7 protein-coding genes are annotated in these 13,114 nt (G+C 32.1%); 1 reads left to right on the top strand and 6 read right to left on the bottom strand.

What is annotated here, in order from left to right; translation table 11 throughout:
• Positions 1-155 precede the first annotated feature (155 nt).
• The 6 genes from Q5760_RS10135 to Q5760_RS10110 form a co-directional block, all read right to left on the bottom strand.
• Positions 156-2,363 carry a Z1 domain-containing protein gene (locus Q5760_RS10135; RefSeq protein WP_428912061.1) on the bottom strand — a complete coding sequence of 736 codons (2,208 nt, stop codon included), beginning with the start codon at positions 2,361-2,363 and terminating at the stop codon, positions 156-158.
• Positions 2,364-2,393: 30 nt separating this feature from the next.
• A complete protein-coding gene (locus tag Q5760_RS10130) occupies positions 2,394-3,170 on the bottom strand; it encodes a hypothetical protein (protein WP_428912060.1) in 777 nt (258 codons plus the stop codon).
• Between the two features lie 155 nt (positions 3,171-3,325).
• Positions 3,326-6,019: a DEAD/DEAH box helicase gene (locus Q5760_RS10125; protein WP_428912059.1), complete on the bottom strand. Its 2,694-nt coding sequence runs from the start codon at positions 6,017-6,019 to the stop codon at positions 3,326-3,328.
• 14 nt (positions 6,020-6,033) lie between these two features.
• Positions 6,034-7,227, bottom strand: a complete 1,194-nt coding sequence (locus tag Q5760_RS10120; protein ID WP_428912058.1) for an EH signature domain-containing protein — start codon at positions 7,225-7,227, stop codon at positions 6,034-6,036.
• Positions 7,220-7,924 carry an OmpA family protein gene (locus tag Q5760_RS10115; RefSeq protein ID WP_428912057.1) on the bottom strand — a complete coding sequence of 235 codons (705 nt, stop codon included), beginning with the start codon at positions 7,922-7,924 and terminating at the stop codon, positions 7,220-7,222. The genes Q5760_RS10120 and Q5760_RS10115 overlap by 8 nt, the downstream gene beginning before the upstream one ends.
• A gap of 19 nt (positions 7,925-7,943) precedes the next feature.
• The gene (locus Q5760_RS10110) at positions 7,944-9,836 is read right to left on the bottom strand and encodes a hypothetical protein (RefSeq protein ID WP_428912056.1); all 1,893 of its coding nucleotides are present in this window, start codon (positions 9,834-9,836) and stop codon (positions 7,944-7,946) included.
• A 916-nt stretch (positions 9,837-10,752) separates the two neighbouring features.
• On the opposite strand from Q5760_RS10110, the gene Q5760_RS10105 reads away from it, so the two are divergent.
• Positions 10,753-12,867: a zinc-ribbon domain-containing protein gene (locus Q5760_RS10105; RefSeq protein ID WP_428912055.1), complete on the top strand. Its 2,115-nt coding sequence runs from the start codon at positions 10,753-10,755 to the stop codon at positions 12,865-12,867.
• The last annotated feature ends 247 nt before the right edge of the window (positions 12,868-13,114 follow it).

The raw sequence follows: 13,114 nt of genomic DNA, 5'->3' as shown, positions 1-13,114 counted from the left end.
ATCAACAATTAGCTGATTGTAGTTCATTGTCAATCCAGAAATAACTTTACCGAACTATTCATCATTAACGACACGTTTGAAACATCTTTAAATCCATGCCCTATTGTATTCTGCTGCTATTCATATAAATAGAAACAATAACAGTTAATGAATTACTACTTAATAGTTTTTTTGGCAAATACTGTAGGAGATGTTTGACTTTGAGCAACAATAACCGGCCACCAAAATGGTGTTCCCATCCAGCCATTTTCTTTTTCACCATTTTGCCTTAAGAGAATTAGTGCTGGTATATCCTGCGCCAGTTTTCGCGCTACTTTAAGTTCACCCTTTTCTCCCTTTGGAGTATCTGGTGAATTTTCAAATCTATTATTTGAATCTATTCTCTTAATGTTCCTGTTTATTCTAGCAACTACCCAAACAAATCCTTTGTGACTGGACTCTTCGACTTCATTACTAAGATAATCTAAAATAGAAAAATATTCTTCTAAATCCCATTCATAATCATCTTCCATGATAAATGTACTGTGAATTAATCGTAATATTTCCTTTGCATTATTTACTGATATCAAAAAGGCACCCTCGTCCTCTAAGATTTGTGGAGCAGTCTCTTTTAAATCAGCTAAGATTATATCAATCTGATTAATAGTTTTAGATATATTCGTTTTGTAACCTGTTTGAAATCCGACAGGTAAAATCCTTTTATGCGGTTTTAACATAGTCAGATCAGATAGTAAGATTTTATTAGGACTACAAGGAATGATTTGATTTAGGCTATCCTTTTGTATAAAAACAACACCTTGAGAATGCCCGCCTTTTTCAAAGGCTCTACGGAGTTCTGTATCAAACTCGTGAATACGTTTCATAACATCGTAGATTTTCTGAGTCGTATAAAACCTTGTAACAGCTATATCCTCCATTGGTCGAGCACCATACATACGAGAATGTTGTAAAACAGTATCCTGCTGAAAAGATTTAGGATTACGACCATAAAAGAAGCCTATTAAATTCCCTATGGTAATTCCTCTATCTAAGATTTGTCCCCCAATAAAAATATTCATTGGTGCTCTTAGACGTAATTGCCCTGTCTCATCAAGAAGTTCATTGACATCCTTCTCGGAATTAACGATAGAACTTATTAAATATTCATCTAGTAACGCTTCTTTAGCAGCATTAAAAATATTTTCAAAACTTGGTTGTGGTAAATCAAGTTTTGATACAGAACTTATTAAATCCATATATGATTCTAATATTAATTCTCTAAAAATGGGATGATTATTAATTGCAGCTTCTCGTAATTGTTGCTCAACCTCTTGTATCATAGCTTCTTGCCAAGCATGAGCAGCTTTTCCTCTTTCCGTATGAATAATACAAGAATACTTTTGTTGATCTTGGCCTTGTTCTGCTTGCTGCCATCTACGTATACAGCTACCTACTATAAAATTAATGATTGCCTGAAGTATATTTTTAATACTATCTTGTTGCAAAAGATTATCCATCTTAATACGACGTTTGTCTAACTTTTTCATTATCTCTATTTCTTTTTCACTAACCTCATGAAATAAATATGAAGCTATATGTCCCTCCTCTTCAGATTTTTCGAAGTACATTTCTCCTCCTATATACTTATCATGAATCGGAACTAATTGAGTAAAAGCAGGGCGAATTGGCTGGAATACCTTGTATTCATTTATTTTTAAGTCATCAGGTTGTAAATATAGAGAGTATGGTGTTGCAGTAACCTGTAAAAAAGATGAATTTGTCAAAAGTTTACGTAAATTATCAATTTTACTAGATATAACACGCATTTCCATAATTTCTGATTCATTATTTTTCTGATAGGCAACACTTGCAAAGTCAGCTTCATCGTCAATAAATATAATATGTTTATTGGCTAGATCTGGATAAGTTTCAAACAGAGCTTTGTACAGACGATCCATGTTCTTTGTTTCTTTTTTTACAACAATTGCTATCTTTTGTGATAATTCATACTTTCTTAAATTACTAGGTAAAGCCATAATATCAAAAACTCTCATTTTATCTCTTTCAATCATGTTTTCAAACTCATAATTTAATCGAGCCAATGTCTGTTTCGCTAAAGCATTAGTTCCTTTTGTTAGTAATATAACTATATCAACACTATTATCATAAGATAGTCCCATAATCCCAAGAAAAGTTCGAGTTTTCCCCGATTGTATTTTCCCTAGTAACATTCCTGGTTTATTTGCTGAAGTATGCTGTTTCCTTAATTTTTGAACTGTTTCCTCTATACATTTTTTTGTTTCATTATTATATTGATTTCTTTTGCATAAATAATTATAAAATTCTCCTGACGTATTAATCTCCTGTTGAACAATTAAAGACATCATAACTCCCCCATTCTATAAAAATTACAATTATTTTAACCTACCTATATGGTATTCTAGGTTTCTTTTTCCTCGTTCTTTATTTTCTTCACGTAAGTTGTACTCCATTTTTCGTAGACGATAGGTTTCTTCTGAAGGTAGATTTTTCAGTTGTACTGTACCCTCATTTAAAACCATCATTAGTTCAGCTTCAGACGAAATTAAATCAACATCTATCAACGATCTGCTTGTGTTTTTATAAGAACGAACAGTGAACGTATATTTTTGAAACTCCCCGTTTATGAATACCACTTTTTTATTTAACGCTTTTGTATTAGGCCAGTCATGTCCCCCTGCTTTTGAATTATATGAGAATTCAAAAGCCTCTCCTTCTCCATATTGTAAAGAAAGCGGCTTATCTTTTTGTCCATTACGTGCAATAGCAATAATTAAAAAATAAGGTAAACGCAAATAATCGGCTGCAGCGCAATCTCCATTACTTGGATCTGCCCAATTTTCAAATGGTTCATCGTACGGATGACTATGGTAGGTTGCTATGCAATTTGAAGTTGAAAATAATTCTTTAGCTGATTTGACTGCTTGATCTACCTTCGAATCAGGTAATACAGAAATATCATCACGATTTGCTACACTGCCTACAGGAAAAGCATAATCACATTCCACAGATCTCTCCTTATCAATCCCAAAGATTAACCCATGTGCTTCGGAATGCACTTTTTTCTTATTTTGCGGAAAAAATTGTACAGCATCTAAAATAATAGTGGATAAAACATGTTGTATGAATTCAACTGGTTTATGATTTGTCATTTATCATTTCCTTCTTTCCAATAGCTGGGGTCTATTAATTACAAATTTTAGGTTTTTAAGTTGCATCTCATGAACAATAAGAAAAACAACTAAGTCGATTAGATGGTTGTTCGTCATGAAAAAATTCAAACTAAAGAATATTATCTAATATAATATTAGTGTAGTTGCAATTGCTTTAAAAGCTCATTTTCAATATCAATATTTCTGCTTGGAACAATTACATTTTCAGCTAGTTCATTTTTTCTAGAAAGTAATGCGTCAACAACTTCTTCAACCGTTTGTCCGCCTTTATTCCCTTGAATAATTGGATAATATACATGTACTTCTTTTTCCTGCCCTATTCGATAAACTCTATCAGTTGCCTGGTTTTCAACAGCTGGATTCCACCACCTTGTATAGTGAATTACATGGTTTGCACCTGTTATCGTCAAACCTGTTCCTGCTGCCTTTGGTGACAAGATTAAAACCCCAAAGCCGTCCGAATTGTTAAATTCATCTACAATTTCTTGTCTTGAATTGGTTTCTCCATTTATAATCATTGGATTTGTTTCAAAAATATTAATGATATTTTTTTTTAATATCGCTTGCATTTTACGATACTCACTAAAAATCAAAACCTTTTCTTTCTTCTCTTTTACCTCATTTAATATCTGCATCGTTTTATCTAATTTAGGAACTTTCTTGTAATTTAAATTACTTAAAGGAGGTTGTATCAGCCCTGGGTGTGAGCAAAGCATTTTAAGATTCATAATTCCTTGTAATGCTTGAACTTCTTTGCTCTTAGTTTTTCTAATAATATCCAAGTAAATTTTCTCTTGTTCCTTTCCCATTGCAACAGGTACTTTGTGTTCGTATTTAACTGGTAATTGATCTTTTAATTCACCAGATTTTGTTCTTCTTTTATAGATAAATTTCAGCTTTTCTTCAATTGAATTTCTAATGGTATCATAAGAATTTTGATCACTATTTGTTGTTTCATATTGTTTCTTAAAGTCTTTTAAACTACCAAGAATTCCTGGTTGTACAAAATCAACAATTGACCATAATTCTGACAGGTTATTCTCAACAGGAGTGCCTGTTAACGCTAACCTTCCTTTATTTTTTAAGGCTTTTACTACAACGGATGAACTAGTTGTTGGATTTTTGATCGCTTGCGCCTCATCACATATTACAAATTGCCAATCTATTCGGCCCAAAAAGAGTTGATCTCTTACCAAAGTTTGATAGGTAGTTAGGACAATGTCGTATTTCGATATCTCTTCAGACTTTTTTGACCTTTCAGGACCTGTATGGACATAATGATTTTTAGTTAAAACTGGAGCGAACTTTTCCATTTCATTTACCCAGTTTTGTATAAGTGATTTTGGCAGTACTAACAATGAAGGACCTAACCGATTCATTTCTTTTAAATATGTAAGAAAAGCAATTACTTGAATCGTTTTACCCAACCCCATATCATCAGCAAGTAATCCACCTACTCCTTTATAACGTAATGTTTTCATCCAAATAAAACCATCTTCTTGGAATGGTTTTAATATTGCCTTAAATGTCGAAGGAGGAGTAATCTCAAATACCTGTTGATTCTTTAATTCTTCTCTAAGGTCAAGTAACGGCTGATTGTACTCGACATTACTTATATTTTCAAAAATTTCCAGAATATAGTTCGATAGATCAAGTTTGTTAGAGCGATTCCGAACTGCTTCTACCTTAAGATCCTTTGATAATTTTTTAAATTCCGCAACATTATCAGGTACCTCAATATAGGTATTTTCATCTACTTGCTTAAAATCTAATTCTTCATCTTGAAAGTAAGATTCAGTTTCCTTTGATATTGAATTTCCTTCATTATCTTTTAATACAAATCCTGTTTCATATTCAAACCACCCATTCTCAGAGCGATTAGCATTAACAAATGGTTGAGCTTTATACACTCGTATTCCCAAACTTTTTACTCGATCACTGAAATCATCCAGAGATATTTCTATTTCTTCAGGAATAAATCCGATTGGATTCTGGACAAATTTAGGAATGTCCTTTCCCTCAATTGTTTTTAGCTTTTTAATTTTATCTCCATTTTCTCTAGCTTTTTTATCTACAAAGATTCTTTTACTATCTTTTTTTGCATACCAATTGTTCGTTTCATTAAAGATATTTAATTCATCTTCTTCTAAATATTCATGTTGAAATGTAGGGGATAGTTCTATCCCCTGGTCCGTTTTCTTAACCGCAATATCTACTTCATCTATAAACTCATAATTTTCTCTTTCGATATGCTGACTAACAGGAATTCCTAATGATTTAGCATGTTTTTTTACCCTTGCAATATACAAGAAAAGATCATTATCATTTATTGGTTCATTCTCAACATCCTTAAGGAATTGATAATGACTTTCGTCAAGCATTATTATTTCTTTAGAAGGTAGCTCTATAAAAGGTCCCTTTCTTTGTCCGATCCGGTGCAAATTTACGTATTTATCAGAATGAATTTTAGGGATAAATTTAAATGTTCTTGAACCAACAAAACTATCATTATCCAATTCTACGTTTGTATAGGTAATATTTGGAGGTAAGTTTAATAATTCTCTTTCTTCAGGAGTTATTTTATATACTTCTTCATAAGAGAGAAGGTATTTTCCTACTTCAACTTGAATTATTTTATTATCCAAAAATAAATCCTCAACAAGTTGAAGTAAATCAATATTATTAATTTTTTTTAATTCAGATATGGTTAATCTAACAGGAAGACTAACTAACTCCTTATTTAAGAATATCGAAAGCAAAATACCGTCAGATTGTAAAGTTCTATTTATTTCTAAGGTAAATTCCGATTTTCTTTTAAAAAAGGCCATTTTTATTTACTCCTTTAATGTCTATACCAGAAATGTCCGTTGAAGTAATGGATCATGTAATCATCAAACCTTGAGTGCCAATGACCAGCATGATTTAATTTGTTAATAAAGTAATCTGCATGCCTATCTTTTAAATAGGATTCAGGAATAAATGTTTTTAATCTAGGTTCAATGTGTTTCTTAAAGCCGTCAACCTCATAAAAGTAAGCAGCATTCCCTATGTTGGCAAATTCCAAGACAACAAAATTATTAAAGTACATAGCAGCTACAGGAGGATCTGTAATCATGTTTATATCATTGACCTTACGAAGATATTGCTCCCAATAATTAAATCTATCATAATCAAGAAAATTAAAGAGTTCTTGTTTAAATAGCCACGTTTTTACTTTATTAATCGTTTCATCGGAAATTCCATTCCATCGGTGAAGATTATCTCTAGGGTCTCCCATACGATTAATAACCTGTCGTAATAAATTAGAATGATATTCGGTAAAATCAAAATGAGTTAAATAATTATTGATTATCTTTTTATAGGTTTCAAATGGCAAATTCTCTAATTTCTCTTCAATTAAATTTGTGCCCTGAATATTTATGAACCATTCCTCATTGATAAATAATTCTAGAATCGTGAGCCAAAGTTCAAAAGCCAATCTACTTTCTAATTTGATTTTCCAGTCTGCAAAACTTTCGTAAATCTTTCGTTTTTCATTTGCTATTTCAATTGCCATATTTACAATAAGACTTGATGATTGAGAGAATAATTTCTGATATTTATCTCGTATCGATGGCTGAAGTCCTAGAAAATTTTCATTTTCATTGGTAAAGGCAAAATTTAAGATGTTAATTATATATGGATCATAAGGATTTAATAGAAAGTGAATCCAAAACCTCCTTCCAACTATCCGATAATATCTTTCTTGCAAAATAATGATAATTTTTCGTGTTGTTGATTTATTTTCTTTTTCATATGGATACTCCGTTGCAAGTATATTTATATCTAGCTTTTTTAATTTCTTGGCAAATCTTATAATTTCATCCCTGTCATCTGCTAATGCGCGAATTTCCGCAAGTAATTTAGGCAGTTTTACTCTAGTAAGATTTTCTGATATTTTGTCAGCTTGTTTATATTTTTTTGCAAGTGACTTAACCTCTTCATTTAGTTCTTTCGGGAAAAAGTGAAAGTTTGGAAAAACATATCGGTTACTCATTATTATTCACCATTTTTTGAATTTCTTGAATGACCTCTTCATCTTTTAATCGAAACTTAAATTCAACCCTTCTCGATTTATCGCTGTTTATTTCACCGTTATCATTATGAATAGGATCTGTAAACGATCTACCATTTGCTGTAATTAATTTTCTTAGATCTTCCTTTTCCTTAAAATCTGGAAAATCATCCGAGAAAATCCCCTCAACTACAGCTATAGATCTATTCTGAGATAATCTCAAATTATATATATATGAACCTTGTTCATCCGTGTGTCCTTCTATAATAATTTGAGATATATCATCTTTAAATTCCTCAGATAATAAGATACTTAAATATTGTGGGACAAAACTCTCTAAATTTTTTCTTCCCGCTTCTGAAATTTCTGCACTATTATATTCAAAAAATACTCCGCTTGAAAAGCGTATAGCACCTGTCTGGGGGTCAATATCCATCTCTAGATTCGAATCTTTAAAAGCTTTGCTAAGTTCTTCGATAATTCTTGTCTTGACACCTAAAACTTCTTCAATCTTTTGATCTTTCGCTTGCATCTCAGTCTGATTCCCAAAAATATTGATCATTAATAACAATGCAAATATGAGAAGAAGTGCACTCATCAAATCAGAATAAGACATCCAGTAATGATTATCTTCTCCATAAGACCTTTTTTTAGCTGCTCTTCTGTTAACTCTAGCCATGACTACTCATCCTCATAATTTAACTTCCCATTTCAACCGTTGTTGTTACCTTTTCCAATACTTTATGAAACCTTGATATTTGTCCATCTACATTATCAATATCTTGCTCCATTGACTCAACAACCTGTTGAATTCCGTTAACACCACGTTCTAAATATTGCACCGCTCTTTTAAGTTCTTTGTCAAATTGTTCAAAAGTTCCTTGTACTCCTCTATGCATATGATCAGCAAAATCATTCATAGATTGATTTAACATATTATTTAATTCACCGAGCTGATTACTATTATTGAATAGAGCTTCACTATTATTGTCCCAATAGGTTTTTAATTCAGCCATACTGTTATTTAATAAATCAATTTGTTCTTGTTTCATATTATCTAATTTATCTCTTTCTTCATGAATTCTTGTGAATAAGAATTCCATCTTTTCTTGCATCGCTTCATTTAATTCCATATTTTGTACAGTTTGTTCTAGTAATGATTGTGTTTTTTCGCTCCATTGGTTTGATTTCTCGTGTTGTTTCAATAATGCATCGTTTAAGTTCATATTATTCTCAGCATTTTGATCCATAATGTTTGTTATATTAGTTAAAGTTCCAATGGTGGATTTTAATTCCTCAAACTGATTATTTAAGACTATACCCGCGTCTGAAATATTTTCTAATGTAGTATTCAAATGTTTGTTTTTCTCTATTAAAATATCTTGCTCTTCTCTATTCCGCTCATTAATTTCAGTCATTAATGTACGCATTTGGTCTAGTAAGCTAGTATTTTGTACTGTTATAGAATTTAATTCCTCTGTTGAATTATTTAACTTTTCCTGGTATTCGGTTAATGTGATTGTATAGCTGTTCATTTTTTCACTTAATTCGGTAGTGTTTTTAGCCATTTCAGCTTGCTGGACTGCTACATTTGTTAATTCATTTACCAAGGCTCCCATATTTTCAGTAACCTTTTCTTGCCATTCTACCGTTTTTTGAAGAGCAATTCCTAAATCACGCATATGGTCACCGGATATTTCACTAAGAGATTGGACAAAGTAATTAACCATTTCGTTTAACTTTTCCCCTTGGGCATCAATGGTATTTTGAGCTACCTTCTCCATAATTTCGTTACTTTTTTCAAGGTGAGGATTTATTGATTGCGCCATTGTGTCTGTTAGACCTGATGTTAGCTTTGTAACGAATTCATCAGCAAAAAATGACTTTAAATCTTGAAGTTGTTCTTGCTGGTTCTTTTCAATAGCATTGAGGAATATATCTTCAGTTTTAAATGGGATTGTTTTATCCAGCTCATCCAATAATAAATCATACTCATTTATTAATTTTCGATGAAGAACTATTCGGTCAAAAAGTTGAAAAATCAATGAAATAGAAATACCAACAATTGATGTATAAAAGGCCGTTTTCATACCTTCCAAAAGTGTATTAATTCCATCTTGCATTGTTTCTAAATCAGCTTGAGTATTTATGTCTGAAATTCCAGCCGTAATCCCGTAAAATGTACCTAATATACCTAAAGAAACAAAAATAGGAGGTATTAATTCTAGTACTTTACGATGTCCCCCCTTATTTACAAGTTGCTCCTCTGTAAAGTACTCGAATGGATCGGGTACTACTTCCCCTTTATTTGCATTGTATTCTTCATAATATCGATTCCAAGATTTTTTTATAGATTTTGGAAAAGACTTGTTGTTTCTGACGTTTTCATTTACCTGAAATAATACATTTTCTAGATTCATTCCATTATTATTATTTCGTACATCCGTTAGTAAATTAATAAATTTTTTTATACCAACATTTATATAAATATAATAATAAACTGTTGAAGAAATTAATAATATGACTCCTAAAATAACTATAAATCTAACAAAAGAGTCAGTTAGCATATCACCAATATAATTAATTAACATTTTGCCCTCCAAGTAATTAAATCTATTTACTAAACTAGTAAAATTGTATCATAAAAAATCTAAGAATATTTATATATTTAACATTTATAACCTAGTAGATTTTGTATAATAATCTTAATATGAGTATGAGATAATGTATCTACTGTTTAAAACAATTTTAATACCATTTTTGGATATATTACCCTAAATACAGACATTAGTTGTCCCTATAATTCTATTGATTCCTCTTCTCTTTTCGAATAGTTGGATTAATATATATTCCTCAGACATACAGCTCTAATATAATAATCTCTGCAATAAAAACACCTAAAAATGTTGGTTCTACCAATATTTTAGGTGTTTTTTCATTTTCAAATTGAAATGCATTGTGCCTTTAACAACACAGATATACCTTATTTCTCAAATTTTGTATTATAAAAATCGGGGAGTTTCTACTGTTTGACAAATATATAGCATATTATTTGAATTGAAAATAATTAGTGAAACACAAGAAGCGCCTCGCTGTTTCGCAAAATCTCTTCTTAAAAAGACAATCTGATTTCGTAAAAACATTGCGGGGTATAAGAGTTTTTCTATTTTTTATGCAGTTATTAGAACGAAAGAAATTTCCTAATATATCTACCTACCTTCTAACAAATTTTCCCATCTTCTATTTTAAAATACAATAAATATATAAGCTCAGTGAACGATTAGGACACAGCAATATCGAAACCACTTGTAAGTACTATTCCCACTTACTTAAGGAAATGTGGGAGTTAGAAGAGAAACAGACAAAGATACCTTTGAGAATTTGGAAAGCTTGGAGTCTAACTTTGAGCCTTAATATCAATAAGCTATTATCTTTAAAATAGGAATTATCACACAATGTATATTATTAACAATACATGTCTATCCTCTTGAAAAGGAGGTATAAATGGTGCAAAAAAAACTTAAAGATAAACTAATTAAAGAATGGAATTGGGAAAAGAATATTGGGTTGGATCCGCATAATCTAGATGTACTAGCAAAAGCAAAATTATGGTGGAAATGCCAAGAAGGTCATGAATGGGAGGCAAGACTAGATCATAGGCAAAGAGGTTCAAATTGCCCATATTGCTCTGGTATGCTTTTAGCTCCCGAAAATAGCCTAGCATTTAAGCATCCTGAGGTTGCAAAAGAATGGAATTATGAGCGAAATAAAGTAAAACCAGAAGAAGTTTCAAGAGCAACTACTAAAATCTATTGGTGGATTTGTAAAAAGAAGCATGAATGGAGAACCAGCGTTTCAAACCGGACAAGAAGAGGCGATCAATGCCCCTATTGCTCGGGAAAAAAAGCTACAGAAGAAACTTGCTTAAATACCTTAAGACCTGACCTAGTAAAAGAATGGAATTTTAAGAAGAATGGTTCATTAACCCCCAATGATGTCACCTTAATGTCTAATCAGGAAGTTTGGTGGATTTGTAAAAAAGGCTGTGAGTGGAAAGACAAAGTGTGCGCTAGAGTTAATGGCAACAGGTGTAGCGTTTGTTATCCAAGAGTTCCACAGCAAAAGGTATCCGAGGAGTATAACTTTAAAGTCCTGAATCCCGAGCTTATGGTTGAGTGGCATCCTCAGAAAAACCAATCCATTAATCCAAGTGAAATTTCTCCTGTTTCCGGAAAAAAAGTATGGTGGAAGTGCCAGTTATGTGCACATGAATGGGAAACTGGTATCGATAATCGAAAAAAAGGAACAGGCTGCCCTGAATGCAACTATGGGTATGGTACATCCTTTCAAGAACAATGCTTTTTTTACTACCTATCAAAAGCTTTTCCGGACTTAAAAAACAAATATAAAATGCTGATAGATGGGGATTCAATTGAATTAGATATCTATTTATATAATAAATTTGCAATAGAATATGATGGATACTTAAGTCACTTGAAAAGGGGAGAAAAGGATGAGCAAAAAAATAAAAAGCTTCAAAATAAAATCAAGCTTATCCGTATTCGTGAAAATAATGGACCCCATAAGAGATTACCTAAAATTAATCAGTATGGTTCTATTGAGTTTCAATGCAATGTTTATAAGCATACAGATATAGCGAAGGTACTTAGGCAAATTTTAGTAGCAATAGGTGTAGAAGATGTAGAAGCTACTATAGAGCAAATGGACATTGATGTAAAAAGGGATACACTTACCATACAGGCTTTAACTAGGAAACAGCATAAAGAAAGAAGTATAGCTCATCTTTATGAAAATATCGCCAAGGAATGGCATGAGGAAAAGAATGGGGATTTATCTCCTTGGAATATATTACCTGGTTCAAATTTACGTGTACACTGGAAATGCAATATTTGTTCTGAAGATTGGGAAGCTATAGTAAGCAAAAGGGTAAAAGGTCAAAAATGCCCCTACTGTTCTGGAAATAAAGCGGGGCATGTTCGATCACTTAAAAGTGTAAATCCAGTTATGGCATTAATGTGGCATCCAACTAAAAATGGACTCCTTACTCCTGATCGAGTCTTACCAGGATCTACTAAAGAAGCTTGGTGGTTGTGTTCTAAGTGTAATCAGGAATGGAAAGAACCAATCGGTCGTCGAACGAGCAAAAAGGGATGTCCTTACTGTTATGGCTCACGTGTCTATGAAGGAAATTGCTTAGCAACCATTAGACCTGATATTGCAAAACTATGGGATCCAAATAAAAATGAGCTTTCACCTCAAGAAGTTACAGCTTTTTCCGGAAAAAGCGCTCATTGGTGTTGCTCGATTTGTAAACAGACATGGCAGGAGCCTGTATATCGTATGGCAAAGAAAAAAGGATGCCCATACTGTTATAATTTTCGAGCATATAAAGGAAATAGCTTGGCAGCAAATCAACCAGATATAGCATCGTTATGGCATCCAACCAAAAATAACCAATTAACTCCGAATGATGTGACCATAACATCTACGCGAAAGGTTTGGTGGTTATGTACATGTGCAAGAGAATTTGAACAAAAAATAAATAAAATGAATTCTTCTTCCTGCTCATGTGGAAATTTGGGAATTAAAAAAGTTATATAAAGTGAAATGCCTAGCTACATATCAAATTTCAGTACTATAAGATGGCGTGAAACATAAAACATTTTAACACGTCATCTTTTAATTCTTCGGTGCCTGTCACAATCCGAAGAATCTTGTTTCACAAAATTGTTCCACACGAATATTATTAGGTAGTAAAAAGAGCCGATTCCTTCAATGAATACGACTCTTTAAGGTTAATTCCTTACAAGCTGCGCTCCACACTCCGTATGAATCGAGTTGAAATAGA

Source organism: Niallia sp. Kr1 (assembly GCF_050389805.1).
Classification (GTDB): Bacteria; Bacillota; Bacilli; order Bacillales; family Cytobacillaceae; genus Bacillus_BD.
This window is presented reverse-complemented; position numbering and strand designations above follow the sequence as displayed.

What these genes read in the sequence shown, in the direction of transcription:
- Q5760_RS10115 (WP_428912057.1), bottom strand. Translation starts at nt 7,924, where the DNA reads ATGGCTAGAGTTAACAGAAGAGCAGCTAAAAAAAGGTCTTATGGAGAA.
- Q5760_RS10130 (WP_428912060.1), bottom strand. Translation starts at nt 3,170, where the DNA reads ATGACAAATCATAAACCAGTTGAATTCATACAACATGTTTTATCCACT.
- Q5760_RS10120 (WP_428912058.1), bottom strand. Translation starts at nt 7,227, where the DNA reads ATGAGTAACCGATATGTTTTTCCAAACTTTCACTTTTTCCCGAAAGAA.
- Q5760_RS10135 (WP_428912061.1), bottom strand. Translation starts at nt 2,363, where the DNA reads ATGTCTTTAATTGTTCAACAGGAGATTAATACGTCAGGAGAATTTTAT.
- Q5760_RS10125 (WP_428912059.1), bottom strand. Translation starts at nt 6,019, where the DNA reads ATGGCCTTTTTTAAAAGAAAATCGGAATTTACCTTAGAAATAAATAGA.
- Q5760_RS10110 (WP_428912056.1), bottom strand. Translation starts at nt 9,836, where the DNA reads ATGTTAATTAATTATATTGGTGATATGCTAACTGACTCTTTTGTTAGA.